This window comes from Streptomyces sp. NPDC051976, assembly GCF_040680795.1.
Classification (GTDB): Bacteria; Actinomycetota; Actinomycetes; order Streptomycetales; family Streptomycetaceae; genus Actinacidiphila.
This window is the reverse complement of the sequence record NZ_JBFAXL010000047.1, coordinates 1-26,020: the sequence shown is the minus strand read 5'-3', so window position 1 is coordinate 26,020 and position 26,020 is coordinate 1. Positions and strand designations below refer to the sequence as shown.

The following is a 26,020-nucleotide window of genomic DNA, read 5'->3' as shown; positions in this document are numbered from 1 at the left end:
CGGCCCGGTCCGGCAGAATCTGCCGGACCGGGCCGTGGCCATGTGCCCCAGTGGTGCTACTGGTTGCTGACGGGCGCGTCCTTGTCGATGGGCTCGGCGGCGGAGACCCAGTCGCGTTCCATCGCCCCGCCGCGCGGCACGTCCGCCCACGCGCCGACGAGCTCGGCCCACCGCCGGGTGGCCTCGGGCAGGTCAGCGGCGGCGAGCAGGTCGCTGAGGGCGGTGTAGTTCTTCATGGCGAGCTCACGGCACTCCTCGACGTCACCGACGCGGGCACCCGGGTAGTTCTCCTCGATGGCGGCCACCATGATCTCGGCGTTGATGAAGCGGGCGCCGGCCTCCTTGCGTACCGTCTGCGAGACGGCGAGCGCTTCCTGCTCGCCGCGTCCTGACAGCACCCGCATGCCGTTGAACAACGCGCCCCGGGAGACGCACCCCCAGAACCCGTAGGCGAAACCGAGGGTCCCCTCCAGCGCCAGGTGGGAGATCTCGTGCGGCACCACGTGGTCGTGGTCGGTCTCGGCGACGTGCATCTCGACGCCGTCGTCGAGGATCGCGGTGACGAGGTGGCCGCCGGTCTGCTGCTTCACGAGTCGGATTCGCATGAGTCAGTTCCCTTTCTCGGTGTCAACGGGGGACGGGCCGGCCGAGCGGCCGGCGGTGGTGTCAAGGAGCGCCTCGAGGGCGAGTCGCCCCTGCCGCCGGACGAGCCAGCGGAGGTATGCGGCGTCGGCGGCGCCCGGCCCGATCAGGGGGGCGGGCGCCTCGACGGCGAGAAGGTGCGGGGGGATGTCGGGGCCCGCGACGGCCAGGCGGACACGGCCCCCGGCGAACCGGCAGGCCGCGACCGTGGCCAGCGGCGGACCCGCGCCCTGGCTGCGGGTGGTCTTGCGGAACACCGCGCCCAGCGGCGTCTCGTGCCAGCGGAAGCCGAGCACCACCGCGCCGCGCGGCTCACCGGCGGCGAGCGCGTCGGCCAGCGGGGTCCACCCGCGGGGGCGGCCGGGAGCCAGCAGCTCCACCTCGGCGCCGAGCGCGAGCAGGGCCGCCGCCAGGCAACCGGGCGCTGCCTGGGCCACGTTGCCGCCGACGGTCGCGAGGGAGCGGACGGCGGGCCCGGCCACCGACCGTGCGGCGGCGCGCAGCGGCTGCGGAACGCGGGGATCGGTTGCCAGTGTGTGGAGGGTCGCCGCCGCGCCGCAGCCCAGGCGGTCCGCTGAGGCCAGCCCCTCGACACCGGCCAGCAGCACGGCGGTCGCGGGGCGGGTCCTGGGGTCGGCCCAGCGCGGTACCTCAAGGGTTCCACCGCCGACCGGTACGGCATCGGGCCGGTCGCGCAGGACGCGGGCCAACTCGGCGACGCTGGTGGGGGCGACCACCTCCGGGACCGTCATGGCGGGCCTCACGCGTCCGCGGCGTCGGCGCCGCCCGGCAGCAGGGGCCATACGGTCGCCGGGCGCAGGGGAGTGGCCCCGCTGCGGGCGCCGACGGCGTTGCGGACGGCGTTGCCGACGGCCGCGGTCACCGGGATGATCGGCAGCTCGCCGATCCCGGAAGGGGCGGTGCGGGCGGACTCCTGGAAGACGACGCGGATCGCGGGCACGTCCCCGGCCCGGGGCACGCCGTGCTGCAGCAGGCCCGTGGGACCGCGCCCGTCGGGGCCGCAGGTCCAGCGGTCGACGCAGGCCAGGCCGATGCCCTGGGCGATGCCGCCGGTCACCTGACCGCGGGCGCCCTGCCGGTCGACCACCTGGCCGCAGTCCACCGCCATGACCGCGTCGTGCACGGCCACCTGCCCGGACTCCGGGTCGACGCCCACCACGACCCGCAGGGCGGCGTAGGCCGCACCGGGGTCGGGGGCGTCGGCCGAGGCGGTGGCGGACAGGCCGCCGGGGAACGCCTCGGGGACCGACAGTAGGACCTTCCCGGTCGTCGCGTGCAGCACGTGCGGCCAGCGCAGGCGCAGCGACTCGGCCGGGAGCGACAGCAGCGGTGCGGCGTCCGCGCGGACCCGCCCGGCGAAGGCCGCGGCCGCGTCCCGGGCCGCCAGGCCACCGACGAAGACGGAACGCTGCGCCGTACTCCCGATGTCGGCGCCCCGGTCGGTGTCTCCCGCCAGCACGTCGATGGACTCGGGATCCGCGCCGATCTCCGCGCCCGCGAGGACCGCGAGGGCGTGGCTGGAGCCCGTCCCGCTGTCGCAGGTCCCGGTGGTGAGGGTGAGCCGGCCGCCGGGGCGCATCGCCAGCGTGCAGCGGCTGCGGTCCGGCGGGTCGAGGGAGGTCACGCTGTGCTTGACGGCCACGCTCCAGCCGGTGCCGACGAGTTCGCCGCGGGACGACGGCGGGCGGTGGGCCGGGGTCGCGGCGACGGCGTCGAGGCAGGCGGCCATCGGCGGCGCCACGTTGCGGCGGCGCAGGTCGAGGGGGTCGATGCCGAGCTTCTCGGCGGCCTGGTCCATCAACTGCTCGATCGCGTGGTTCGCCTCCGCCACCCCGTAGCCCCGATAGGCGCCCGCGGGCACGGTGTTGGTGGTCACCGCCATGCCCTCGTAGAAGTGGTGCGCCCGCGCGTAGACGGCGGGCAGGTGGCCGCCGACGCCGCTGAGGACATGCGGCGTGTGGGAGGCGTAGGCGCCCGAGTTGAGCACGGCCGAGGTGTGGCTGGCGACGAGGATCCCCTCCTCGGTGAACCCCAGCCTCGCCCGGATACGGCCCTCGCCGCGGATCCGGGCGACGCCCAGCTCCTCCTGGCGGGTGTAGGACAGCCGGACGGTGCGCGACAGGCGCAGGCTGAGCCAGCAGGCCAGCGCCTCCTCGTACATCTCCTGCTTGCCGCCGAAGCCGCCGCCCTCGTCGACCTTGCGCACCCGCAGCCGCCCGGTCGGGATGCCGAGGATCTCGCAGACGATGCGCTGGATCTCGATCGGGTTCTGGGTGTTGGTCCACAGCGTCACCCGGCCGTCGGCGGCGGTCCGCGCCGCGCAGGCGTGCGGGTCGAGGTTGCCGTGCGAAGCCCCCGCGAAGGAGAAGGCGTTCTCGACCCGGACCGGGCAGCGGGCGAGCAGTTCCAGGGTGCGGGGGTCGCCGAGCCGGACCACGCCCGCCCGGCGCCCGGTGCGCAGCGCGTCCCGCAGGGTGAGCACCGCGGCCTCCTCCGCCCACGTGACGGGCGCGGTGAGCGCCGCGTCCCTGGCCGCGGCCCGGCTGTCCGCGACGACGACGGCGACCGCGTCGCCGGCGAAGTTCGGCTCGTCCGTCAGAAGACGCATGTCACGGGCGCTCGGAAGCCGCGGATCCTCGGGCATCGCCGCCGAGTTGAAGGGTGTCCGCGGCACGTCGCCGGCGCGGAACACCGCCCGCACTCCCGGACGGCGGAGCAGCGACGCGCTGTCGAAGGCGGTGACGCGGGCGCGCGGGTACGGGCTGCGTACCACCGCCGCCCACAACTGGCCGGGGAAGCGCATGTCGTTCAGGAACAGGCGTCGCCCGCGGGCCTTTTCGGCGGTCCCTCGCGAACTCGGCATGTGGACCTCTCCGATAAGTGCGCTCACGTGCCTTCACGTGTGTGCGGAAACAGGCCCGACGTTACAAGGAGTTCCTTTCAAGGGTCTTTCCGCGTTCTCACCGCAACTCCGCGAGAAGTCGAAAGACGGTTGAAAGCGCATTGCCAGAACGCTCCATTAGATTTCTTCTCGACGGGCGGCCAAATGGTCGCAGTCGGCTACGACACAAGGAGTTCGATATGTCTGCAACCGCGATGCTGACCTGGGACGTCCCGACCGAGACCGTGGTGCCCGGCCACCACTCGGGTTCCGCCGACGACGTCCTGCTCGCCTGGGACGCCCCGGTCGAGTCGGCCGTGCCGAACAACCACTCGGACGACGACTTCACGATGAGCTGGGACGAGATCGCGTAAGTGCCTCAGTGACAACCTGGTGGAAGCGGCCGCTGGGCCGCTTCCACCGGGGCGTCGGGCGAATTCCGCCCTTCTGGCACGGACTTCCGGCTCCACCGGCCGTGCCCGCTCCACCAGCCCATCCCGTCCTTCCGATATCCGAGGTGGATGACATGCACCGTTGGGGTGATCTCGAGCGCGGCGACCCCACTCTGGCCGCATTGGGCCGACGCCTGATCAACGCCAGCGGTCGGGCCTTCCTGGCCACGAGCCGCAATGACGGCCGGCCCCGAATACACCCGATCTGCCCGTTCCTCACGCCCACGGGGCTGTACACGGGCATCATCCGGAGGTCTCCCAAGTGCCATGACCTCAGCGCCCGCGGGGACTTCGTCCTGCACGCGCTTCCCGGCCCCGGGGACGCGGAGTTCTGGGTCGAGGGCACGGCCCGGGCGGTCGGCGAGACCGACCAGAAGGAGCTGGCGGAGCAGTACCCGGCACTGGCCATGCCGACCGGCGACAAGCTGTTCGAGCTGGAGATCACGCAGGCACACGGAACGCTCTTCCACTCCGGTGAGAACCACGTTCCCGTTCCGGACCGACGTCACTGGCGGGGAGAGTAGAGATGCGACTCACCTATCTGGAGGTGAACCCGCTGGGGGACGGAAGTTGCTCGGTGGTCACCTCGACCGACCGCAGCTTCACCGTGCCGCTGCCCCTGGCGGACACGATCACCCTCATCGAGGGGCTGGAGAGCACCGGAGCTTCCGGTACGGAGGCCACCGAACACGCCCTGGCCGGTCCCGCGGCCGACCTCGCGCGGAGCGTCGGCCGCATGCTCGCCGAGGGCAAGAGCCTGCTCGCGGACCGCCCCGCTCGCCACGAGACCCGCCTGCCGCTGTTCACCCTCACGGGCAACGCGGAGCTGGCGGAGCAACTGCTGCGCCACATACCGGAGTCGGCCGAGGACAGCACCGGCACGGCAGCCGCGGACGGCGCGCGACCGGACGACGTCCCCTCCGTCCCCCTGCTGATCACCGGAAACGGGCTGGACGACCCGGCCTTCACCGCCGCGGTCCGGGACGCCGAGAACGCCGGACGCGGCTGGCTCCCGCTGCTGGTGGACCGCGGGCGCTTCTGGCTGGGACCGCTGCTCGGCGCGGGCTCCCACCTCGCGTACTCCGACTTCCGGGACCGGCTGCTGACGAACCTTCCGCCGGGCCGGACCCGGACCGGAGCCGTGGCGCTCGGCCGCTGGGCGCGGCCCTCGGCCGCCGACCTCACCTGGGTGATGGCCTGCGCGTGCGGCATGCTCGGACGGCTGCGCGAGGGCTTCCCCGTCGCCGTCGAGAACCACCAGGTGGAACTCGACCCCGCCACCGTGACGACCAGGCACCACCTGGTGCTCCCCTTCCCGGACGCGGACGGCGCGGAACGGCCGTCGGTGGCGCCCGGCACCCACACCCCCGAGGACCTCGTCGACGCCACCACAGGGGTCATCACCGAGGTCACCCGCGTCGCGTACCCGTCCTGCATCCCGTCCGGCCTGATCACCATCCACGCCCACGTGGCCAAGATCCCCCGGGTGCGCGAGTGGCAGACCGACCCGGTCGCGGCCGGCACGTCCTTCGTCTCGGAGCACGAGGCCCGGCAGGCGGCGATCGGCGAGGCCGTCGAGCGCTACGCCGCGAACGTGGTGCAGCCCCACATGATCCGTGAGGCCACCTGGGACGAAATGCGCGCCGCGGGGGAGTACGCCGTCGACCCCGACTCCCTGGTGCTCTTCTCGGACGAGCAGTACGCCGCTCCCGGCTTCCCCTTCGCCCCCTTCACCAGGGACTTCCGCACCTACTGGGTACGGGGCACCTCGCTGACCGAGGACCGGCCCGCCTGGCTCCCGGCGCAACTGGTGTACCCGAACTGGAAGTCGACGCACTACAGCGGGGACGCGGTCACCAACAACACCTTCTACCCCGGTGTCGCCGCCGGGCCGAACCCCGACTTCGCGATGGCCTCGGGGCTGGAGGAGGTGATCGAGCGCCACGCCACCATGGCCTGGTGGTCGCACGCCCAGCCGCTGCCGTCCGCGCAGGTGCCGCCGCATCTGGCGGCCGCCCTCGGCAGGGCCCCCGACCGCGACACCGGCCGCCAGCGCCACTGGCTCGTGCCGATCGACAACGCGTTCGGCGTACCGGTGATCGCCGGAGTCGTCGAGGACGTCCGCGAGAAGATCATCACCATCGGGTTCGCCGCCCGCCCCACGGCCGACGCCGCCGCGCTCAAGGCTCTCGCCGAGGCGCTGACCCTGCAGTACGGGGCCATCGATCTCGACCGGCAGCACGGTGGGTTCCGGCAGGCGGTGGACCGCGGCGAGCGCAGCGGACGGCGCATGAAGCCATGGCGCCGGGACCGCCGCTACCTCGACGACTACCGGGCCGACTTCCGCGATGTCGCCGACCTCATGTGCCAGCTCCAGGTCTCCCTCGACCCCCGGGTCCCCGACATCGTCCGGCCCTGGGTGGACACCCCGCGCGACCGCCGGCTCGATGAACTCCCCTCCCTCCCCGACCGGTCACTGGCCACCTACCGGCACGTGCTGGAGTCACGGGGCTACGAGATCTTCGCGACCGACATCACCACGCAGGACGTCGCCGCGGCCGGACTGACGGTGGTCCGGGTCCTCGTCCCCGGGCTGGTGCCGAACTTCGCGGCCGGGCTGCCCTTCCTCGGCCGGGGCAAGCTCGCCGAGGCGGCGGTCGGCCAGGGCTGGCGCACCACCCCCGCCACCGCGTCGGAGCTCAACTACTTCCCGCTGCCGCATGCCTGAGACCACGTGAGGACCGGGAAGAGACCATGAGAGGCGACGTCGGCTATCCGCGCCAGCGGGCGCTCACCCAGGGCTTCACCCTCGGGGCGCCCCGCTCCTTCACCCTCGCCCCCGACGGGCGGCGGGTGGCGTTCCTCCGCTCCGTCTCGGCGTCGGACCCGGCCACGGGACTGTGGGTACTCGACACGGCCACCGGCCGGGAGCGGCTCGCCGCCGGGCCCGGGGACGCGGAGCAGGCGCGGACCGGCGGCGCCGCGAGCGTGGACCGCTACTCGGCCGACCGCGAACTGCGGACCGCGGTGGCCGTGTCGGCGGACGGGCTGTGGAACGTCGACCTCAGCGGCACGGCCGGTGCCCCGCGGCCGGTCCCCGTACGCCTCCCGGCCCGCGCCGCACGCGTCTCGCCGGACGGAACTCATGTCGCGTACGTGCACGACGGTGCCCTCCGGGTCACCTCGCTCACCGACGCGCGCGCCTACGTACTGGCCGTGCCGGAGTCCGAGAGCGTCAGCTACGGACTGCCGGAGTGGGTGGCGCGCGAGGAGATGCGGCGCCCGCGGGGGTACTGGTGGAGTCCGCGCGGCGACCGGATCCTCACCGCACGCGTGGACACCCGGGCCGTACCGCCGCTCTGGATCGCCGACCCGGCGGACCCCGCCTCGCCACCGCGCCCGCTTCCGTTCCCGCGGGCCGGGGCCGCCAACGCAGAGGTGCGCCTGCGGTTCATCGGCCTGGACCGGCGCAAGGTCGCGGTGGACTGGGACCGGGAGGCGTTCCCGTACCTGGCAGCGGTGCACTGGGACCGCTGGGGCCCGCCACTGGCCCTCGTGCAGTCGCGTGACCAGCGACGACAGCACATCCTGGCGCTCGACGAGGAGACCGGCGCGACCACCTGCCTGCTGAAGCAGAGCTCCGGCTCCTGGTGCGACATCGTCGCCGGTACCCCCGCCTGGGACACCCGGGGACGGCTGATCGCGGTGGCCGAGTCGGACGGGAGCCGCTGCCTGACCCTCGACGGCCGGCGAGCCACCGGCCCCGGTCTGGACGTGGCGGAAGTCGTCGGCGTCAGCACCGACGGCGTCCTCTTCACCGCGCGCCCCCGCAGCCGCCCCGGAACCGTCCACCTCCACCTCCTGGACCGGGAGGACAAGGTGCGGCCGGTGTCGAAGGAGGACGGATCGCACACCGGCGTGGCGGCCGCGGGCGCCCTGCTGCTCGTGTCGCGTACGTCCACCCGGCCGGGCAGCACGGCCGTCGTCACCGAAACCCCGGGCGGACGCAGCGTCGCCGAGATCCGCTCGCTGGCCGCCCGCCCCGGCGTCCGGCCCCGTCCGGCGTTCGTGGCGGCGGGGGAGCGGCGCATCCCCTGCGCCGTCTTCCTTCCGCGCTCCTTCGACGGGTCCACCGGACCGCTGCCGGTCCTGCTCGACCCGTACGGCGGCCCCACGGTCCAGCGCGTGCGGCACGACCACGACGCGCACCTGACCTCGCAGTGGTTCGCGGACCACGGCTTCGCGGTGGTCGTCGCGGACGGCCGGGGCACACCCGGCCGCGGTACGGCGTGGGAGCGGGAGATCAGCGGCGGCTTCCGGGAGATCCCGCTGGCCGACCAGATCGACGCGCTCCACGCCCTGGCCAGGACCCATCCGCTGGACCTGTCCCGGGTCGCCGTACGCGGCTGGTCCTTCGGCGGCTACCTCGCCGCGCTCGCCGCCCTCACCCGAGGGGACGTCTTCCACGCCGCCGTGGCGGGCGCCCCCGTCACCGACTGGCGGCTCTACGACACCCACTACACCGAGCGCTATCTGGGCCACCCGGACGAGAACCCCGACGCCTACCGCGACAGCGACCTCAGCCTCCTCGCCGAAGGACTGGCCGTGCCGCTGATGCTCATCCACGGCACCGCCGACGACAACGTGTTCCCCGCGCACAGCATGCGGCTGTCCGCGGCACTGACCGCGGCCGGCCGGCCGCACACCGTACTGCCGCTCCCCGGCATGAACCACATGATCACCGACACGCCCGCGATCGCGTCCGTGCTGCCGCTGGAGATGGACTTCCTGGCCAGGGCCCTGGGCATGCCCTACCGGGCGGACGTACCGGTGGAGCGGCCCCCGCGCTGACCGGCCGGGCCGCGCGTCATCCGTCATCATGGACAGGTGTCCGCACCACACCAGGGACCGGCCGCCGCCGAGTCGGCCCTCGAACCCTTCCGGGGCCCGCTGACCGGCTACTGCTACCGCATGCTGGGCGCCCCGGGCGAGGTCGACGATGCCGTGCAGGAGACGATGCTGCGCGCCCACCGGAACCTCGGCCGGTACGACCCGGAGCGCGCCTCGCTGTCGACATGGGTGCACGCCATCGCCACCCATGTCTGCCTCGACCTGCTGCGCGGCGCCCGCCGCCGCGCGCTGCCCTGGGACCTCGGGCCCGCCTCCACCGACGGGGTCCTCGGCACACCGCTGGCACCCGGCTACTGGGTGGAGCCGTTGGCGGACTCGCGGCTGCCGCACATCACGGACCCGGCCGAGCTGGCCGTGCGCCGGGAGTCGGTCCGGCTGGCCTTCGTCGCCGCGCTGCAGTGGCTTCCGCCGCGGCAGCGCGCCGTGCTCGTGCTGCGCGATGTGCTCGGCTTCTCCGCGGCGGAGTCCGCCCGGATCCTCGACACCTCGGTCGCGGCCGCCAACAGCGCCCTGCAACGGGCCCGCGCCACCCTGGAGGAGCACCGGCCCGCCCCGACCGACGTGGCCGACCCCGCGGACACCGCGCAGCGCGCGCTGCTGCGCGACTACGTGGACGCCTTCGAGGCGCACGACGTGGACCGGCTGGTCGGGCTGCTCGCCGACGACGTGCGCTCGGGCATGCCGCCGTTCCTGTGGTGGCTGGACGGCCCCCGCAGTATCGGCGCGGCCATGGCCGCGGGCGCCGACGCCTGCGCCGGGGACCGGCTGCTGCCCGGGGCGACGGCCAACGGCTGCCTGACCCTGGGCCAGTACCGTCCGGACGCGGACGGCGTGCCGCGGCCCTTCGCCCTGCTCCTGCTGGAGCTGCGGGGCAACCGGGTGGCGGAGATCGTCACCTTCCTCGGCTGGGGCGCGCGCTTCGCCGAGTTCGGCCTCCCGCAGCACCTGGCGGCGGGGGACGGGGCGGCGGGAACGGCCCGGGAAACTCCCTCCCGCTGAAGCGATGAGTTCGCGGTCCCCGCGCCGTATCAGGAGTGACGGGCATGTCCGCTCCCGGCATGTCCACTCCTCCGAGCAGGAAGACCGAGCACCATGACACCGACGGAAACAGACCTGCGCGCGCAGACCCACGCCGAGCGCGAGCGGCTCGCCGCACTCCTGGGCGACCTCACCGAGCAGCAGTGGGACAGCCCGTCGCTGTGCGACGGCTGGCGGGTCCGTGAGGTGGTCGCCCACATCACCATGCCGTTCCGCACCAGCGCGCCGCGTTTCGTGGCGGGACTGGCCGCCGCCCGCTTCTCCTTCGACCGGTACGCCGACCGCGTCGCCCGCCGCGACGGTGCCCGTATGACGACGACCGAGCTGCGGGACGCGCTGCGCGACAACATCCGCCACCCCTGGCAGCCGCCGGGCGGCGGCCCCGCCGCCGCGCTGAGCCACGACGTGATCCACGGTCTCGACATCACCGAAGCGCTCGACCTGCCCCCGGCCCCGGCGTCGCGGATCGCCACCGTTCTCGCCCACTCCCGGCCCCGCGCCCTCGCCTACTTCGGCGTCGACCTCACGGGCCTCGAACTGCGGGCCACCGACGCGGAGTTCCGCCTCGGGACGGGCGATGTCGTGGAGCTTCCCGTCAAGGACATCCTGATGACGGTGACCGGCCGCCGCCCCGTCCCCGACCGGGGCACCGCCGCCCGCCTCGCCGACCGGGAGTAGCGGGACCCCCGCCCGTCCGGTGCCGCCACGCCCCGCGTGCCGGCGCCGGACGGGGGACCCCCGGGTACCGGCTGTCAGTGGTGGGACCTACGGTCGGGGCATGACCTTCGTCCGCCACGTCGAGCTCGACGCGCCCCCGGACACCGACCGGTACCCCTTCGACCTGCCGGTCGTCGCCCATCTCGCGGGCCGGGGCAGGCTCGCCCTGGACCCCGCGGTGACGTTCCTGGTCGGTGACAACGGCTCGGGCAAGTCCACCCTGATCGAGGCGCTGGCCACAGCCGCCGGGTTCAACGCCGAGGGCGGATCACGCTCCTTCCGGTTCGCCAGCCGGTCCACCGAGTCCTGTCTGGGCGACCATCTGACGGTGTGCTGGAACCGCAGGCCGCGTACGGGCTTCTTCCTGCGCGCCGAGAGCTTCTACAACGTGGCCACCGAGATCGAGCGCCTGGACGAGGGCTCGGGGGAGCTGCTGCACGCCTACGGCGGCCGGTCCCCGCACGAGCGCTCCCACGGCCAGTCGTTCCTTGACCTGGCCTACCACCGCTTCGGCCCGAACGGCCTGTACGTACTGGACGAGCCGGAGGCGGCCCTGTCGGTGCAGGGCTGCCTGGCGCTGATGGTCAGGATGCGTGAACTCCTCGCCCAGGGATGCCAGTTCGTGGTGGCCACCCACTCACCGATCCTGCTGGCCCTGCCCGGCGCCCGGATCCTGCAGATCGACGGCGGCGGCGCCGTCGAGCGGGTGGAGTACGACCAGGCCGAGCCCGTCGCGCTGACCCGCGCGTTCGTCAACGATCCCGGCCGCTTCCTGGACCGTGTGTTCGCCGAGGACGAGCCCTAGGACCTCCCGCCGGGTCAGGCGCGGTGATGACCCCCGGTGGGCGATATGCCCCTTATGGTGGCGATCGGTGTCGTGTCGTCGCCGAGGGAGTCGCCGAGGGAGGGAGTGGGGGCCGTGGCGGTCGCGGAGTCCCGGGCACCCCTGCTGGCGGTCTGCGCCGGGTACTTCATGGTCATCCTGGACGTGACCATCATCAATGTGGCCGTGCCGGTGATCGGCCGGGAGCTGTCGGCCTCCCTGACCGGCATCCAGTGGATCACCGACGGGTACACGCTGGTATTCGCCGGTTTCCTGCTGACCGGTGGCGCGCTGGGGGACCGGCTGGGCAACCGCCGGGTGTTCTGCTGGGGCGTGGCGGTGTTCACGGTGTCCTCCGCCGGATGCGCGCTCGCCCCCGACGCGCCCTTCCTGGTCGCCGCCCGGCTGGTGGAAGGGCTGGGCGCGGCGCTGATCGTGCCCGGCTCCCTCGCCCTGCTCCAGCAGGCGTACCCGGCGCCCGCCGCCCGGGCGCGGGCCTTCGGCCTGTGGGGATCGATGGCGGGCATCGCGGCCTCCGCGGGTCCGCTGCTGGGCGGACTGCTGGTCTCCACGCTCGGCTGGCGCTGGGTGTTCCTGATCAACCTGCCCGTCGGCGCGGCCTGTCTGCTGCTGACACTGCGTCACGTGGCGCGCTCGCCCCGCCGCGCCGACCGCGCCCTGGACGTGCCCGCGCAGTGCGCGGTCGTGGCGGCGGTCGCCCTGCTGACCGCGGCGCTCAACGAGGCCGGACGGCGCGGCTGGTCCGATCCCGCCGTACTCGCCGGGCTGGCTCTCGCGGTGCTGGCCGCCGCGGCGTTCGCCGTACGCGAGCGGCTGGCCCGCTCTCCCGTCCTGCCGCCGACAATGCTGCGCTCCCGCGCGATGGGCGGCGGAGCGGTCATCGGCCTGCTGTTCAACTTCGGCTTCTACGGCATGGTGTTCACCGCCAGCCTGGACTTCCAGCACCAGCGCGGCTTCAGCGCGCTGCGCACCGGCATCGCCCTGTTCCCCGCCGTGGCGATGACGATGTTCGCCTCCGTCCTGTCGGGGCGGCTGTCCCGCCGCACCGGCGACCGTCCGCTGGTGGTGTCCGGCATGCTGCTGGCAGCGCTGGGCCTCGCCACCTGGGCCGCGGTCGGAACCGACCCCGCGTACGCGCTGCTGGTGGTCCCGATGATGGCCGCCGGATTCGGCACCTCCTTCGCCCTCACCGGCTCCACGGCCACGGTGATGGGCGCCGCGCCCCCGGCGTACTCGGGCGCCGCCTCCGCGCTGTTCAACACCACCCGCCAGATCGGCAGCGCCGCCGGCGTCGCCCTCGGCGGCAGCCTCCTCGCCTCCGCCACCGACTACGGCACAGGGCTGCGCACCAGCATGGCCATCGGCGCCGCCGCCTATCTGACGGCCGCGGCCCTCGCCTGGTCCTGCGTGCCCGCGCGGCCGAGGAGCGCGGGATGAGCCGTACGCCCGGCTGTCCGGTACCGGCCATTCCTCTCCGCGTTATCGGCCACTGTGTCGTGGCGCGGGCGTCCGGTGAAGATCCCCGGTGAGGATGGCGATGCCGGGCCGGGGCCATGTCCCCGGCAACTGACATCAGGGAGGGGAACCCATGACGACGACGCGACACGCCCTTACGGGACTGGCCGCGACCGCGGTACTCGCGGTGGCCGGATACCTGGCTCCGGCCGCCGCGGCGCAGTCACCGACCCCGGTCAGCCCGGACAACTTCCACGTGGACATCGCGCCCGCGGCGCCGCCCGCGGCGCCGGAGACCTCCCCGGACGGAGCGGCGGCACTTCGTTGAGGGCATGAGGCGGGCCTTGCGGGGGTGGCACTTTCCCGTGGGGACCTGTCACTGGCGCCACTGGGCGGTCACCGGAACGGCGGGTTGACTCGGCAGCATCTGACGAGATCGACCCGGAGGGACCGCCCATGAACGTGCAGATCGTCCTGTTCGACGGCTTCGACCCGCTCGACGTCATCGCCCCGTACGAGGTGCTGTACGCCGGCGGTATGGCGTCGGAGGGCGCGGTGAGCGTGGAGCTGGTCTCCGCCGAGGGACCCCGCGAGGTGGTCAGCGGCACCGGGGGACTGGTGCTGCGCGCCACCGCCGACCTCGACCTGGAGCGGGCGGACATGGTCCTGGTGCCCGGTGCCTCCGGTCGTGTCGGCGAGCCCGGCGAGGTGCCGGACGAGGAGGTGGGCGCCGGTGAGTGGAAGCAGGACGAGTTCATCCCGGTGCTCCTCGGCCGCACGCTGAACACCGAGCTGCCCGCGCTGCTGAAGCAGGCGATGGACGCCCCGGACATCACGGTCGCCACCGTCTGCGGCGGCTCCCTCGTGCTGGCCATGGCCGGTCTGCTGGAAGGCCGCCACGCCACCACCCACCACCTGGGCGTCGACATGCTCGACGCCACCGGCGCCCACGCCGTGCGCGCCCGGGTGGTGGACGACGGCGACCTCGTCACCGGCGCCGGTGTCACCTCGGGGCTCGACCTCGGGCTCTACCTGCTGGAGCGCGAGGTGGGCCCCCGGATCGCCCACGCGGTCGAGGAGTTGTTCGCCCACGAGCGGCGCGGCACCGTCTGGCGCGCGGCGGGCCCGGCGCCCGCCACCCTCTGAACACCCGGCCCGCACACGGCCGCCGCTCGCACACACCCACCACTCGCACAGTCAGGAAGCACATCAGCATGTCCGTTGAAGGCACCTGGAACCTCACCATGTCCACCCCGATCGGCAAGATGAAGGCCGTGGTCGTACTCCGCCGGCGTGACGGCGTCCTGACCGGGACCGCCCGCGGGGCCGGCGAGGAGGTACCGCTGAGCGACGTCACCCTCGACGGTGACCGGCTCACCTGGAAGCAGTCCGTCACCAAGCCGATGCGGCTGAACCTGGCCTTCGACGTGACGGTCGACGCAGACACCTTCAAGGGGTCCTCGAAGGCGGGCCGCCTTCCGTCCTCGAAGGTCACCGGCGAGCGGCAGACCGCCCCGGACCGCCGGTCGTGACCCGACGGCCCCCCCACACCCGGCCACGGCGGTCGCGGGCGCGCGGAAGTTGCGGGTCACGGCCTCACCAGGAGCTGGAAGTCGAACGCGTACCGGGACGCGCGGTAGATGTGCGTCCCGTATTCGACGGGGCGTCCGGTGTCGTCGTAGGCGGTGCGCTGCATGGTGAGCAGCGCCGCGCCCTTCTTCTCGTCGAGGAGGGCGGCCTCCTTGGCGGTGGCGATACGGGCGCCGACGGTCTGGCGGGCGCTGTGCAGCGTGATGCCCGCGGTGCGCATCATCCGGTACAGGCCGGTCGACCGGAGCCGGTCGGTGTCGAGTTCGAGCAGGTCCGCGGGCAGGTAGTTGCACAGCGCCGCCATGGGCTGGCCGTGCGTGGAGCGGAGCCGTTCCAGGACCGTGACCTCGCTGCCCTCCGCGAGGCCGAGCGCGGCCGCGACGTCGGGCGTCGCGGGCACGCGCTCGTTGCGCAGGACCTCCGTGGTCGGGCCCTGTCCCGCCTCCTCCAGGTCGTCGTAGAGGCTGCTGAGCTCCAGCGGGCGCTTGACCTGGCTGTGCACCACCTGGGTGCCGACCCCGCGGCGCCGGACGAGGAGCCCCTTGTCGACGAGCGACTGGATGGCCTGGCGGACCGTGGGCCGGGACAGCCCGAGACGCACCGACAGATCGATCTCGTTGCCCAGGAGGTTCCCCGGGGCGAGCTTTCCCTGCTCGATCGCCGCCTCCAGCTGCTGTGCGAGCTGGTAGTACAGCGGCACCGGACTGTTGCGGTCCAGGGCGAAGTCGAGGGACTTGAGTGCGGAGACGGTCACAGGACGAGAGTAGTCACCGGTCGGCGCCACGGGGGCACCCCCTTCCGGATCGTCGCTGGTGTCAGGAGCGCTCGCGAATAGCTCGGGAGCGGCTCAGGAGTGGCTGGGGAACCCGAGGTTGATGCCGGCGTCGGCCGGGTCCGGCCAGCGGGTGGTGATCACCTTCCCCTGCGTCTAGAAGGCGACACCGTCGTTGCCGTAGAGGTGCAGGTCGCCGAAGAGGGAGTCCTTCCAGCCACCGAAGGAGTGGTAGCCGACGGGCACCGGGATCGGCACGTTCACGCCCACCATGCCCGCCTTGACCTCCAGCTGGAAGCGGCGGGCGGCGCCGCCGTCCCGGGTGAAGATCGCGGTGCCGTTGCCCCAGCGGGAGGCGTTGATGAGCGTGAGGGCCTCGTCGTACGTCCGTGTGCGCACCACCGCCAGGACGGGGCCGAAGATCTCGTCGCGGTAGGCGTCCGAGGTCAGCGGCACCTTGTCGAGGAGCGACACGCCGAGGAAGAAGCCGTCCTCGTGGCCCTCGACCGTGTAGCCGGTGCCGTCGACCACGACCTCGGCGCCCTGCGTGGCGGCGCCCGCCACGTACGAGGCGACCTTGTCGCGGTGCTCGCGGGTGATCAGCGGACCCATCTCGGAGCCGGGGTCGGTCCCGGGGCCGATGCGTACGCCCTTGGCGCGTTCGGCGATCCTGCCGACCAGCGCGTCGCCGGTGTCGCCGACCGCGACGACCACGGACACCGCCATGCAGCGCTCGCCCGCCGAGCCGTACGCCGCGTTGACCGCCTGGTCGGCGGCGAAGTCGAGGTCGGCGTCGGGCAGTACCAGCATGTGGTTCTTGGCACCGCCGAGGGCCTGGACGCGCTTGCCGTGCTCGACCGCCTTGAGCTGGATGTGCCGGGCGATCGGGGTGGACCCGACGAAGGAGACCGCCTCGACGTCCGGGTGCTCCAGCAGGCGGTCCACGGCCACCTTGTCGCCCTGTACGACGTTCAGCACGCCGTCGGGCAGGCCCGCCTCGGACGCCAGCCGGGCCAGCAGCAGGGACGCCGAGGGGTCCTTCTCGCTGGGCTTGAGCACGAAGGTGTTGCCGCACGCGATGGCCAGCGGGAACATCCACATCGGCACCATGGCGGGGAAGTTGAAGGGCGTGATGCCGGCGACGACGCCCAGCGGCTGCCGGATCGAGGCGACGTCGACCCGGGTCGACACCTGCGTGGACAGCTCGCCCTTGAGCTGCGCGCTGATCCCGCAGGCCAGCTCGACGATCTCCATGCCCCGCGCGACCTCACCGAGCGCGTCGGAGTGCACCTTGCCGTGCTCGGCGGTGATCAGCTCCGCGATCTCGTCGCGGTGGGCGTCCAGCAGTTCGCGGTACTTGAAGAGGATCGCGCCGCGCCGGGCGAGCGAGGTGTCGCCCCAGTGCGTGAACGCGTCCTTGGCGGCGGCCACGGCGGTGTCCACCTCGTCCGCGGTCGCGAAGGCGACCTGCTTCTCCTGCCTGCCGGTCGCCGGGTCGTACACGGGGCCGAAGCGGCCGGACGTGCCCTCGACGGGCCTGCCGCCTATCCAGTGGGTGATGGTCTTCATGGTGCGGAAGCCTTTCGGGGGAGGGGAGTTCACAGGTGGCGGCGGCGGTCGGTGACCTGGCGGTCGTACTCCTCGCGGGCCCGTACGGCGGACTCGCGCGCGGCGGTCTGCGCCACGGGTACGTCCCACCAGGCCTCGGCCGGGGGAGCGGAACCGGTGGCGGTGTCGGTCTCGACGTAGACGCACGTCGGCCGGTCGGAGGCGCGGGCGGTGCGCAGCGCCTCGCGCAGTTCGCCGACGGTCTTGGGCCGCAGGACGTCCATGCCGAGGCTGGCGGCGTTGGCGGCGAGGTCCACCGGGAGCGGGTCACCGGTGAAGGTGCTGTCGGCGGCGCGGTAGCGGTAGGCGGTGCCGAAGCGCTCGCCGCCGACCGCCTCCGACAGGCCGCCGATGGAGGCGTAGCCGTGGTTCTGGATCAGGACCAGGTTGACGGGCAGGCCCTCCTGTACGGCGGTGACGATCTCGGTCGGCATCATCAGGTAGGTGCCGTCGCCGACCAGTGACCACACGGGTGTGCCGGGGGCGGCCTGCTGCACCCCGATGGCGGCCGGGATCTCGTAGCCCATACAGGAGTAGCCGTACTCCAGGTGGTACTGGCGCGGTGAGCGGGCCCGCCACAGTTTGTGCAGGTCGCCGGGGAGCGAACCGGCCGCGTTGATCACCACGTCGTCGTCGCCGACGACCGCGTCGAGGGCGCCGAGCAGCTGGGTCTGGGTCGGTACGGCGTTCTCGTCGTCGGCGCGGTAGGCGTCCTCCACCACCTGCTCCCAGCGCTCCTTGCCGGAGCGGTAGTCGGCGGTGTGGGCGGAGTCCACGCGGTGGCCCTCCAGCGCCGCGGCGAGCGCCTCCAGACCCGTACGGGCGTCGCAGACCAGGGTGCGCGCGGCCAGCTTGTGGGCGTCGAACGCGGCGATGTTGAGGTTGACGAACCGGACGTCCGGGTTCTGGAAGAGGGTGCCGGAGGCCGTGGTGAAGTCGGTGTACCGGGTGCCGACGCCGATGACGAGGTCGGCGGCGCGGGCGATGTCGTCGGCGACCGCCGTGCCGGTGTGGCCGATGCCGCCCAGGTCGGCGGGGTGGTCGTGGCGGAGCGATCCCTTGCCCGCCTGGGTGGAGGCGACCGGGATGCCGGTGGCGTCCACCAGTGCCTTCAGCGCCTCCTCGGCGCGGCTGTGGTGCACTCCGCCGCCCGCGACGATCAGCGGGCGCCGCGCGGCCCGTACCGCGCGCGCGGCCTCCGCCAGCTCCTCCGGGTCGGGCGCGGGACGGCGTACGTGCCACACGCGCTCGGCGAAGAACGCCTCCGGCCAGTCGTACGCCTCGGCCTGTACGTCCTGAGGGAGGGCGAGTGTCACCGCGCCGGTCTCGGCGGGGTCGGCGAGGACGCGCATGGCGTGCAGCGCGGAGGGGACCAGGGCCTCGGGGCGCGAGACGCGGTCGAAGTACCGGGACACCGGGCGCAGCGTGTCGTTGACGGAGACATCGGCCTCGACCGGGTGCTCCAGCTGCTGGAGCAGCGGGTCGGCGACGCGGGTGGCGAAGTAGTCGCCGGGCAGCAGCAGTACGGGCAGGCGGTTGACGGTGGCGAGGGCGGCGCCGGTGACGAGGTTGGTGGCGCCGGGGCCGATGGACGTCGTCACGGCCATCGTGGAGAGCCGGTCGAGCTGGCGGGCGTAGCCGACCGCCGCGTGCACCATGGCCTGCTCGTTGCGGCCCTGGTGGTACGGCATCGCCTCGGGCCCGGCCTCCAGCAGCGCCTGGCCGACGCCCGCCACGTTGCCGTGGCCGAAGATGCCCCAGGTGCCCGCGATCAGCCGGTGCCGTACGCCGTCGCGCTCGGTGTATTGGACCGACAGGAAGCGCACCAGGGCCTGGGCGACGGTCAGACGGCGGGTGAGGGTGCTCATGAGGACTTCTCCGGTGCCGTGTAGAGGGGGAGACGGGGGTCGACGGGCTGCTCGGGCCAGGTGCCGCGGACCCAGGCGTGGTCGGGGTGGTCGCGGATCAGCCAGGCGCGTTCGGCCTCGGGTCCCGCCATGACGTTGAGGTAGTACATGTGGTGGCCGGGCACCGCCATCGACGGGCCGTGCCACCCGTCCGGAATGAGTACCACGTCACCGCCGCGTACCTCGGCCAGGACATCGGTGTTTCGGCCATGTCCCGAGGGTGACACCCGCTGGTAGCCCAACCCTGGCGTGCCCTCGTGGTCGGCGAATTCGAAGTAGTAGATCTCCTCCAGCACGGACTCCTCGCCCGGGCGGTGCTCGTCGTGCTTGTGCGGCGGGAAGGACGACCAGTTGCCGCCGGGCGTGATCACTTCGACGGCGATCAGCCGGTCGCAGGCGAAGACCCCGGCCGCACCGAAGTTGTTGACCTGGCGGGAGCTGCCGCCGGTGCCCCGCAGTTCCACCGGCACCGACGAGGCCGGGCCGTAGCGTGCGGGCAGCCGCCGGTCGCAGCGCGCACCGGCGAGGGCGAAGCGTCCGCCGCCGGCCGACACCACCGTCGTACGGGCGTCCCGCGGCACATAGGCGAAGTCGCTCACGGCGCGGAACACGTCGTCGCGGCCCAGCAGCGGGAAGGTGACATGGCCGTGGCGGTCGGCGGAGGTGACGGTGCAGGCGCCGCGTAGCGGCAGCACGATCCACTCGCTGTCACCGGTGTCGAAGCTGTGCCTGCCGCCGGGCGGCAGCTCCAGCACCCGCAGGCTGGAGTAGTCCCAGCCCGCGGACCCGGGGGTGACGTCCACGAGGTAGGGACCGCCGGAGGCATGGCCCGCGGGAAGGTGGTACGCACTGGTCATCGCGGGCTCCCGGCTCACAGCAGACCCACGGCCGTGTCCACGGCCGTCTCCACACTGCCCTCGGTGGGGTAGAGCAGGGAGCGGCCGACGACCATGCCGTGGACGGTGGGCAGGCGCAGTGCTTTGCGCCAGCGTTCGTACGTACCCTCCTGGTCGTCGCCGACCTCGCCGCCGAGGAGGACGGCCGGCAGCGTGGAGGTCTCCAGCACCTCGGCCATGTCGTTGGGGTCCTCGGTGACGGGGAGTTTCAGCCAGGTGTAGGCGGAGGTGCCGCCCAGGCCCGAGGCGACGGCGATCGAGCGGATGACGGCCTCGGCGGACAGGTCGTTGCGGACCGTGCCGTCGATCCGGCGGGAGATGAACGGCTCGACGAACACGGGGAGTTGGTGCGCCGCCATGTCGTCGATGGCCCGGGCCGTGGACTCCAGGGTGGTCAGCGAGCCGGGGTCGCCGTAGTCGATGCGCAGCAGCAGCTTGCCCGCGTCGAAGCGGAGCCTGGCCATGTCCTGCGCGCGGTGGCCGGTGAACCGGTCGTCCATCTCGAAGGCGGCGCCGGCCAGGCCGCCGCGGTTCATCGAGCCCATCACGACCTTGTCGTCCAGCACTCCGAGCAGCAGCAGGTCCTCCAGGATGTCGGCGGTGCCGAGCACCCCGTCGACGCCGGGCCGGGACAGCGCGATGCACAGTCGTTCCAACAGGTCGGCCCGGTTGGCCATGGCCAGCCGGCGGTCGCCGACGCCGAGAGCGCCGCGTGCCGGGTGGTCGGCGGCCACGATCATCAGCCGGCCGCTGTCGCCCAGCAGCGGGCGGCGCGCCCGGCGGGCGGCCGCCTCGGCGACGGCCTCCGGATTCCGGGCTCTGACCGTGACCAGGTCGGGGATGCTGGTGTTCAAGAGAACCTCCGTTCGGGTGGGGCGCGGTCAGCCGCGTACGGAGCCGCGTGCGAGGAGGTCCTCGACCTCGGTCCCGGTCGGCATGGCGGAGGAGCAGGCGAGGCGGGAGGCGACCAGGGCGCCGGCCGCGTTGGCGTGAAGCATGGTCTTCGTCAACTCCCAGCCGGACAGCAGTCCGTGGCACAGCGAGCCGCCGAACGCGTCGCCCGCGCCGAGGCCGTTGAGCACCTCGACGGGTACCGGCGGCACTTCGGCGGTGGTGCCGTCGCGGTGCACGGCGAGTACGCCCTTGGGGCCCTGTTTGACGACTGCCAGTTCCACCCCCGCGTCCAGCAGGGCCTGCGCGCAGGCGCGCGGCTCGCGGACGCCGGTGGCGACCTCGCACTCGTCGAGGTTGCCGACCGCGATGGTGGTGTGCCGCAGCGCCTCGGCGTAGTAAGTGCGGGCCTCCCGCGGGTCATTCCAGAACATGGGGCGCCAGTCGAGGTCGAAGACCGTGGCGCCCGCCTTGTCGCGTGCCCGCAGGGCGGCGAGGGTGGCGGAGCGGCTGGGCTCCTCGCTCAGGCCGGTGCCGGTGACCCAGAAGACGCGGGCCGCGCGGATCGCGGCGAGGTCCAGTTCCTCGGCCCGGATCTCCAGGTCGGGGGCCTTGGGCTGCCGGTAGAAGTACAGCGGGAAGTCGTCCGGCGGGAAGATCTCGCAGAACGTGACGGGGGTCGGAAGGCCCGCGACGGGCGTGACCCAGCGGTCGTCCACGCCGAACTCCTTGAGCGCCTGGTGCAGATAGGCGCCGAAGGGGTCGTCCCCGGTGCGGGTGATCACCGCCGTGGTGCGGCCCAGCCGGGCGGCCGCGACCGCCACGTTGGTGGCGGAGCCGCCGAGGAACTTCCTGAAGGTCTCCACCTGCGCCAGGGACACTCCCGACTGCAGCGGATAGAGATCGACCCCGATACGGCCCATCGTGATCAGGTCGAAGGACGGGTCTGACTCGGCCATGCGCGACGCTCCTCGAGCTACGGGGGGTGTGCGGGTCCCAGAGGGCCTCCCTCCTCCCATGTCTAGGCCGTGGGGGGAGACGCTGTCAAGAGTATGTCATGACATTCGGACCTGCTGGTGAAAATATGTCATGACAAAGTATTGACAGAGGCTGCACCCCGGGATTGGATTCCGTCCCAGCGTAAACGCCGTGTTTCGCCGCGCAAGATCCGGGAGTTCCACCCGTCCCGGACCCCGGGATCCTCGCGATCTTGCCCCCTTTCCCCTGTAGCACACAGTGAGGTGCAGGAAAGATGGACCGCTCCGCTCACCCCCGCTCCCGCAGAATCACCCCGCTCGTGGCCGTGGCCGCGGCGGCAGCCCTGACCCTCGCCGGCTGCTCCAGCAGCTCCGGCGGGAAGAAGTCGGAGGAGAGCACGAACAACGCCTCCGCGGGCAAGGCCACCACCGCCCGTATGACCGTGGCGCTGGTGACCCACCAGGCGCCCGGCGACACCTTCTGGGACATCGTCCGCAAGGGCGCCGAGGCCGCCGCGGCGAAGGACAACGTCAAGCTGGTCTACTCCGCCGACCCGAACGCGGGCAACCAGGCCAACCTGGTGCAGAACGCGATCGACCAGAAGGTCGACGGCATCGCCGTCACCCTGGCCAAGCCGGACGCCCTCAAGTCCGTGGTGAGCGCGGCGAAGGGCGTCGGCATACCCGTCGTCGGCCTCAACTCAGGTCTGAGCGACTGGAAGCGCCTCGGCCTCATGGAGTTCTTCGGGCAGGACGAGACCGTGGCCGGCGAGGCCCTCGGCAACCGGCTGAACACCGAAGGCGCCAAGAAGGTCGTCTGCGTCATCCAGGAGCAGGGCAACATCGGCCTCACCCAGCGCTGCGACGGCGTGAAGAAGACGTTCAGCGGCACCACGGAGACCTTGTACGTCAACGGCGCCGACGCCCCGTCGGTCAAGTCGACGATCACCGCCAAGCTCAAGCAGGACGGCGCCATCGACCATGTCGTCACCCTCGGCGCCCCGATCGCGCTGATCGCCGTGGACTCGGTGTCCGACGCCGGCAGCAAGGCGAAGATCGCCACCTTCGACCTCAACAAGGACCTGACGGGTGCCATCAGCAAGGGCAGCATCGAGTTCGCCGTCGACCAGCAGCCGTACCTCCAGGGCTACTTGGCGATCGACTCGCTGTGGCTCTACAAGAACAACGGCAACTACAGCGGCGGCGGCGAGCAGCCCGTGCTGACCGGCCCGGCCTTCGTCGACAGGAGCAATGTCGACGTCGTCGCGCAGTTCGCCGCGAAGGGCACCCGGTGATCGGTATGACGCAGCACGCCGAGCCGGCGGTGAGCTCACCGCCGGCCCCCGGCCCCAAGGAGAGCGACGGCCGAACCGCCCAGCGCCCCCTGGTGCTCAGGGTGCTGGCCCGGCCCGACGTGGGTGTGTTCCTGGGCGCCGTCGCGGTGTACGTGTTCTTCCTGGTCTCCGCGCCGCCGGTGCGCGACGCGGGGTCCATGGCCAACATCCTGTACCAGTCGTCGACCATCGGGATCATGGCACTGCCTGTGGCCCTGCTGATGATCGGCGGCGAGTTCGACCTGTCATCCGGCGTCGCGGTCATCTCCTCGGCGCTGACCGCGAGCATGATCAGCTACCAACTCACCATGAACGTGTGGGTCGGTGTGATCGCCGCGCTGCTGGTGTCACTGGCGATCGGCGCGTTCAACGGCTGGATGGTGGTGCGGACCGGGCTGCCGAGCTTCCTGGTCACCCTGGGCACGTTCCTCATCCTGCAGGGCGTGAACCTCGCGGTGACCAAGCTGGTCACCGGCAACGTGGCCACCGACGACGTCAGCAACATGGACGGCTTCGGCCAGGCGAAGAAGGTCTTCGCCTCGTCCTTCGACGTCGGCGGCGTCCAGGTGAAGATCACCATCGTGTACTGGCTGGTCTTCGCGGCCCTGGCCACCTGGGTGCTGCTGCGCACCCGCTATGGCAACTGGATCTTCGCCGTCGGCGGCAACAAGGAGTCGGCGCGGGCGGTGGGCGTGCCGGTGAACCTCACCAAGATCTCGCTGTTCATGCTGGTCGGCTTCGGCGCCTGGTTCGTCGGCATGCACCAGCTGTTCTCGTTCAACACCGTGCAGTCGGGCGAGGGCGTCGGCCAGGAGCTGATCTACATCTCCGCGGCGGTGATCGGCGGCTGTCTGCTGACCGGCGGTTACGGTTCGGCGATCGGGCCGGTCTTCGGCGCGTTCATGTTCGGCATGGTGCAGCAGGGCATCGTGTACGCCGGCTGGAACCCCGACTGGTTCAAGGCGTTCCTCGGTGTGATGCTGCTCGGCGCCGTCCTGATCAATCTGTGGGTCCAGCGCACGGCGACCCGGAGGTGACCCCCATGACAACCAAGGAAACCCGTACCGACGGCGATGTCCGCCAGGACGCCGCCCCCGGGGCCGAGGACCGCCCGCTCGTGGAACTGCGCGGCGCCGGCAAGTCGTACGGCAACATCCGGGCCCTGCGCGGTGTGGACCTCGCCGTCCGCGCCGGCCAGGTCACCTGTGTGCTGGGCGACAACGGCGCGGGCAAGTCGACCCTGATCAAGATCATCTCCGGGCTGCACCAGCACAGCGAGGGCGAGTTCCTCGTCGACGGCGACCCGGTGCGCTTCTCCACCCCGCGCGAGGCGCTCGACAAGGGCATCGCCACCGTCTACCAGGACCTCGCGACCGTCCCGCTCATGCCGGTGTGGCGCAACTTCTTCCTCGGATCCGAGCTGACCCGCGGCCGTCGGCCGCTGCGGCGCCTCGACATCGCGCGGATGAAGCGGACCGCCGACGAGGAACTGCGCCACATGGGCATCGTCCTCGACGACCTGGACCAGCCCATCGGCACCCTGTCCGGCGGCCAGCGCCAGTGTGTGGCCATCGCCCGCGCCGTCCACTTCGGTGCCCGGGTGCTGATCCTGGACGAGCCGACCGCCGCGCTCGGCGTCAAGCAGTCCGGTGTGGTGCTGAAGTACATCGCCGCCGCCCGTGAGCGCGGCCTCGGCGTCATCTTCATCACCCACAACCCCCACCACGCGTTCATGGTCGGCGACCACTTCAGCGTGCTGCGCCTGGGCACCCTCGAACTGTCCGCGGAACGCCGGGGGATCACCCTCGAAGAGCTCACCAACCACATGGCCGGCGGCACCGAACTCGCCGCGCTCCGGCACGAGTTGGCGCAGGTTCGCGGGGTCGACGTCGAGGAGCTCCCGGAAGAGGGAGACCTCGCCGCGCCCGTGGCGGCCGCCAAGGAAGGCAACTCCTGACATGACCCCTGCGCTGGACCGCATCCGCGTCGGCTCGGCCCCCGACTCCTGGGGCGTGTGGTTTCCCGACGACCCCCGGCAGGTGCCGTGGGAACGCTTCCTCGACGAGGTCGCCGAGGCCGGCTACCCGTGGATCGAACTGGGCCCGTACGGCTATCTGCCGACCGACCCGGCCCGGCTCACCGACGAGATCGCCAAACGGAGCCTGAAGGTCTCGGCGGGCACGGTCTTCACCGGCCTGCACCGCGGCCCCGCCGTCTGGGACGCCACCTGGGAGCACGTCAGCCAGGTCGCCGCGCTCACCCAGGCGATGGGCGCGAAGCACCTCGTCGTCATCCCCTCCTTCTGGCGCGACGACAAGACCGCCGAGATCCTGGAGCCACCGGAGCTGACGGGTGGTCAGTGGATCGATCTGACCATGGGCATGGAACGCCTCGGGCACGAGGTCAAGGAGCGCTACGGCCTCGACATCGTGGTGCATCCGCACGCCGACACCCACCTCGACACCGAGGAGCACGTCGAGCGCTTCCTCGACTCGACCGACTCCACCCTGGTCAACCTCTGCCTGGACACCGGGCACTACGCCTACTGCGGCGGCGACAGCGTCAAGCTGATCGAGACCTACGGCGAACGCATCGGCTATCTGCACCTCAAGCAGGTCGACCCGGCGATCCTCGCGGAGGTCGTCCGCGACGAGGTGCCGTTCGGCCCGGCCGTCCAGCGCGGTGTCATGTGCGAACCGCCCTCCGGCGTCCCGGAGTTGGAGCCGGTACTGGCCGCGGCCCAGCGGCTCGGTGTGGACCTGTTCGCGATCGTCGAGCAGGACATGTACCCGTGCGACCCGGACAAGCCGCTGCCCATCGCGGTACGCACCCGCAGGTTCCTGAGGTCCTGCGGCGCCTGACCCCCCGAAGGAACGGCCTTCGCGGCACCACACGGACCCGGCCACCGCCCCCGCGGTCGCCGGGTCGTGTGGTGCCGGTCGCGTTTCCCGGGACCGGTACACGGGCGCGCACACCAAAGGGCGCGGCCACCAAAAGGCGCGGCCCCCGCCCGGGGCGGGGGCCGCGCGCCGGGAACCGACCGCGCAGCCCAGCCGGATCTCCAGGACGGTCACGGGGCGGTGG

Annotated in this window: 23 protein-coding genes and 1 pseudogene; 15 read left to right on the top strand and 9 right to left on the bottom strand. The window is 72.5% G+C overall.

Features of this window, described 5'->3' with window-relative positions:
- Positions 1-56 precede the first annotated feature (56 nt).
- Genes AB0M29_RS33630 through AB0M29_RS33620 form a run of 3 tightly spaced genes read right to left on the bottom strand, consistent with a single transcriptional unit; the run spans position 57 to position 3,526 of the window.
- Complete coding sequence (locus tag AB0M29_RS33630) at positions 57-605, bottom strand: hypothetical protein (RefSeq protein ID WP_365389743.1); 549 nt, start codon at positions 603-605, stop codon at positions 57-59.
- A 3-nt stretch (positions 606-608) separates the two neighbouring features.
- On the bottom strand, positions 609-1,394 hold the full coding sequence (locus AB0M29_RS33625) for an FAD binding domain-containing protein (RefSeq protein WP_365389741.1): 786 nt from the start codon (positions 1,392-1,394) through the stop codon (positions 609-611).
- Between the two features lie 8 nt (positions 1,395-1,402).
- Entirely contained in the window at positions 1,403-3,526 is a 2,124-nt protein-coding gene (locus AB0M29_RS33620; RefSeq protein ID WP_365389740.1) for a xanthine dehydrogenase family protein, read from the bottom strand.
- 218 nt (positions 3,527-3,744) lie between these two features.
- Here AB0M29_RS33620 and AB0M29_RS33615 point away from each other — a divergent pair, with 218 nt between their 5' ends.
- The 11 genes from AB0M29_RS33615 (at position 3,745) to AB0M29_RS33565 (ending at position 14,493) form a co-directional block, all read left to right on the top strand.
- Positions 3,745-3,918 (top strand): hypothetical protein, encoded by a 174-nt coding sequence (locus tag AB0M29_RS33615; protein WP_365389738.1) that lies wholly within the window; start codon positions 3,745-3,747, stop codon positions 3,916-3,918.
- A gap of 152 nt (positions 3,919-4,070) precedes the next feature.
- Positions 4,071-4,520, top strand: coding sequence for a hypothetical protein (locus tag AB0M29_RS33610; RefSeq protein WP_365389737.1), 450 nt, complete (start codon positions 4,071-4,073; stop codon positions 4,518-4,520).
- Positions 4,521-4,522: 2 nt separating this feature from the next.
- A complete protein-coding gene (locus AB0M29_RS33605) occupies positions 4,523-6,724 on the top strand; it encodes a YcaO-like family protein (protein ID WP_365389735.1) in 2,202 nt (733 codons plus the stop codon).
- 26 nt (positions 6,725-6,750) lie between these two features.
- Entirely contained in the window at positions 6,751-8,847 is a 2,097-nt protein-coding gene (locus AB0M29_RS33600) for a prolyl oligopeptidase family serine peptidase (RefSeq protein ID WP_365389733.1), read from the top strand.
- A gap of 36 nt (positions 8,848-8,883) precedes the next feature.
- Positions 8,884-9,906, top strand: a complete 1,023-nt coding sequence (locus AB0M29_RS33595) for an RNA polymerase subunit sigma-70 (protein WP_365389732.1) — start codon at positions 8,884-8,886, stop codon at positions 9,904-9,906.
- A gap of 93 nt (positions 9,907-9,999) precedes the next feature.
- Entirely contained in the window at positions 10,000-10,623 is a 624-nt protein-coding gene (locus AB0M29_RS33590) for a maleylpyruvate isomerase family mycothiol-dependent enzyme (RefSeq protein ID WP_365389729.1), read from the top strand.
- A 100-nt stretch (positions 10,624-10,723) separates the two neighbouring features.
- The gene (locus AB0M29_RS33585; RefSeq protein WP_365389727.1) at positions 10,724-11,467 is read left to right on the top strand and encodes an AAA family ATPase; all 744 of its coding nucleotides are present in this window, start codon (positions 10,724-10,726) and stop codon (positions 11,465-11,467) included.
- Between the two features lie 114 nt (positions 11,468-11,581).
- Positions 11,582-12,943 carry an MFS transporter gene (locus tag AB0M29_RS33580; protein ID WP_365389724.1) on the top strand — a complete coding sequence of 454 codons (1,362 nt, stop codon included), beginning with the start codon at positions 11,582-11,584 and terminating at the stop codon, positions 12,941-12,943.
- Between the two features lie 151 nt (positions 12,944-13,094).
- Entirely contained in the window at positions 13,095-13,289 is a 195-nt protein-coding gene (locus AB0M29_RS33575) for a hypothetical protein (RefSeq protein ID WP_365389723.1), read from the top strand.
- Positions 13,290-13,417: 128 nt separating this feature from the next.
- Complete coding sequence (locus tag AB0M29_RS33570; RefSeq protein WP_365389721.1) at positions 13,418-14,107, top strand: DJ-1/PfpI family protein; 690 nt, start codon at positions 13,418-13,420, stop codon at positions 14,105-14,107.
- Positions 14,108-14,175: 68 nt separating this feature from the next.
- The gene (locus tag AB0M29_RS33565) at positions 14,176-14,493 is read left to right on the top strand and encodes a hypothetical protein (protein WP_365389719.1); all 318 of its coding nucleotides are present in this window, start codon (positions 14,176-14,178) and stop codon (positions 14,491-14,493) included.
- 56 nt (positions 14,494-14,549) lie between these two features.
- Here AB0M29_RS33565 and AB0M29_RS33560 read toward each other — a convergent pair whose 3' ends face one another.
- From AB0M29_RS33560 to iolC, 6 genes and pseudogenes are all read right to left on the bottom strand, one after another.
- Positions 14,550-15,335 (bottom strand): GntR family transcriptional regulator, encoded by a 786-nt coding sequence (locus AB0M29_RS33560; RefSeq protein WP_365389717.1) that lies wholly within the window; start codon positions 15,333-15,335, stop codon positions 14,550-14,552.
- Positions 15,336-15,398: 63 nt separating this feature from the next.
- Positions 15,399-16,892: pseudogene (locus tag AB0M29_RS33555) on the bottom strand (CoA-acylating methylmalonate-semialdehyde dehydrogenase).
- 29 nt (positions 16,893-16,921) lie between these two features.
- A complete protein-coding gene (gene iolD, locus AB0M29_RS33550; protein ID WP_365389715.1) occupies positions 16,922-18,799 on the bottom strand; it encodes a 3D-(3,5/4)-trihydroxycyclohexane-1,2-dione acylhydrolase (decyclizing) in 1,878 nt (625 codons plus the stop codon).
- Positions 18,796-19,695: a 5-deoxy-glucuronate isomerase gene (gene iolB, locus AB0M29_RS33545; RefSeq protein WP_365389712.1), complete on the bottom strand. Its 900-nt coding sequence runs from the start codon at positions 19,693-19,695 to the stop codon at positions 18,796-18,798. The genes iolD and iolB overlap by 4 nt, the downstream gene beginning before the upstream one ends.
- 14 nt (positions 19,696-19,709) lie before the next feature.
- Positions 19,710-20,588 carry a deoxyribose-phosphate aldolase gene (locus AB0M29_RS33540; RefSeq protein WP_365389710.1) on the bottom strand — a complete coding sequence of 293 codons (879 nt, stop codon included), beginning with the start codon at positions 20,586-20,588 and terminating at the stop codon, positions 19,710-19,712.
- A gap of 27 nt (positions 20,589-20,615) precedes the next feature.
- Complete coding sequence (iolC, locus tag AB0M29_RS33535) at positions 20,616-21,584, bottom strand: 5-dehydro-2-deoxygluconokinase (protein ID WP_365389709.1); 969 nt, start codon at positions 21,582-21,584, stop codon at positions 20,616-20,618.
- A gap of 293 nt (positions 21,585-21,877) precedes the next feature.
- On the opposite strand from iolC, the gene AB0M29_RS33530 reads away from it, so the two are divergent.
- Genes AB0M29_RS33530 through AB0M29_RS33515 form a run of 4 tightly spaced genes read left to right on the top strand, consistent with a single transcriptional unit; the run spans position 21,878 to position 25,797 of the window.
- A complete protein-coding gene (locus AB0M29_RS33530; RefSeq protein WP_365389708.1) occupies positions 21,878-22,897 on the top strand; it encodes a substrate-binding domain-containing protein in 1,020 nt (339 codons plus the stop codon).
- Positions 22,897-23,973: an ABC transporter permease gene (locus AB0M29_RS33525; protein WP_365389843.1), complete on the top strand. Its 1,077-nt coding sequence runs from the start codon at positions 22,897-22,899 to the stop codon at positions 23,971-23,973. The genes AB0M29_RS33530 and AB0M29_RS33525 overlap by 1 nt, the downstream gene beginning before the upstream one ends.
- Positions 23,974-23,978: 5 nt before the next feature.
- A complete protein-coding gene (locus AB0M29_RS33520) occupies positions 23,979-24,893 on the top strand; it encodes an ATP-binding cassette domain-containing protein (RefSeq protein ID WP_365389706.1) in 915 nt (304 codons plus the stop codon).
- Between the two features lies 1 nt (position 24,894).
- Entirely contained in the window at positions 24,895-25,797 is a 903-nt protein-coding gene (locus AB0M29_RS33515; RefSeq protein ID WP_365389703.1) for a sugar phosphate isomerase/epimerase, read from the top strand.
- Positions 25,798-26,020 lie beyond the last annotated feature (223 nt).

Coding starts and splice junctions, on each gene's coding strand:
- AB0M29_RS33630 (WP_365389743.1), bottom strand. CDS start 605: ATGCGAATCCGACTCGTGAAGCAGCAGACCGGCGGCCACCTCGTCACC.
- AB0M29_RS33625 (WP_365389741.1), bottom strand. CDS start 1,394: ATGACGGTCCCGGAGGTGGTCGCCCCCACCAGCGTCGCCGAGTTGGCC.
- AB0M29_RS33620 (WP_365389740.1), bottom strand. CDS start 3,526: ATGCCGAGTTCGCGAGGGACCGCCGAAAAGGCCCGCGGGCGACGCCTG.
- AB0M29_RS33615 (WP_365389738.1), top strand. CDS start 3,745: ATGTCTGCAACCGCGATGCTGACCTGGGACGTCCCGACCGAGACCGTG.
- AB0M29_RS33610 (WP_365389737.1), top strand. CDS start 4,071: ATGCACCGTTGGGGTGATCTCGAGCGCGGCGACCCCACTCTGGCCGCA.
- AB0M29_RS33605 (WP_365389735.1), top strand. CDS start 4,523: ATGCGACTCACCTATCTGGAGGTGAACCCGCTGGGGGACGGAAGTTGC.
- AB0M29_RS33600 (WP_365389733.1), top strand. CDS start 6,751: ATGAGAGGCGACGTCGGCTATCCGCGCCAGCGGGCGCTCACCCAGGGC.
- AB0M29_RS33590 (WP_365389729.1), top strand. CDS start 10,000: ATGACACCGACGGAAACAGACCTGCGCGCGCAGACCCACGCCGAGCGC.
- AB0M29_RS33585 (WP_365389727.1), top strand. CDS start 10,724: ATGACCTTCGTCCGCCACGTCGAGCTCGACGCGCCCCCGGACACCGAC.
- AB0M29_RS33575 (WP_365389723.1), top strand. CDS start 13,095: ATGACGACGACGCGACACGCCCTTACGGGACTGGCCGCGACCGCGGTA.
- AB0M29_RS33570 (WP_365389721.1), top strand. CDS start 13,418: ATGAACGTGCAGATCGTCCTGTTCGACGGCTTCGACCCGCTCGACGTC.
- AB0M29_RS33565 (WP_365389719.1), top strand. CDS start 14,176: ATGTCCGTTGAAGGCACCTGGAACCTCACCATGTCCACCCCGATCGGC.
- iolD (WP_365389715.1), bottom strand. CDS start 18,799: ATGAGCACCCTCACCCGCCGTCTGACCGTCGCCCAGGCCCTGGTGCGC.
- iolB (WP_365389712.1), bottom strand. CDS start 19,695: ATGACCAGTGCGTACCACCTTCCCGCGGGCCATGCCTCCGGCGGTCCC.
- iolC (WP_365389709.1), bottom strand. CDS start 21,584: ATGGCCGAGTCAGACCCGTCCTTCGACCTGATCACGATGGGCCGTATC.
- AB0M29_RS33530 (WP_365389708.1), top strand. CDS start 21,878: ATGGACCGCTCCGCTCACCCCCGCTCCCGCAGAATCACCCCGCTCGTG.
- AB0M29_RS33520 (WP_365389706.1), top strand. CDS start 23,979: ATGACAACCAAGGAAACCCGTACCGACGGCGATGTCCGCCAGGACGCC.
- AB0M29_RS33515 (WP_365389703.1), top strand. CDS start 24,895: ATGACCCCTGCGCTGGACCGCATCCGCGTCGGCTCGGCCCCCGACTCC.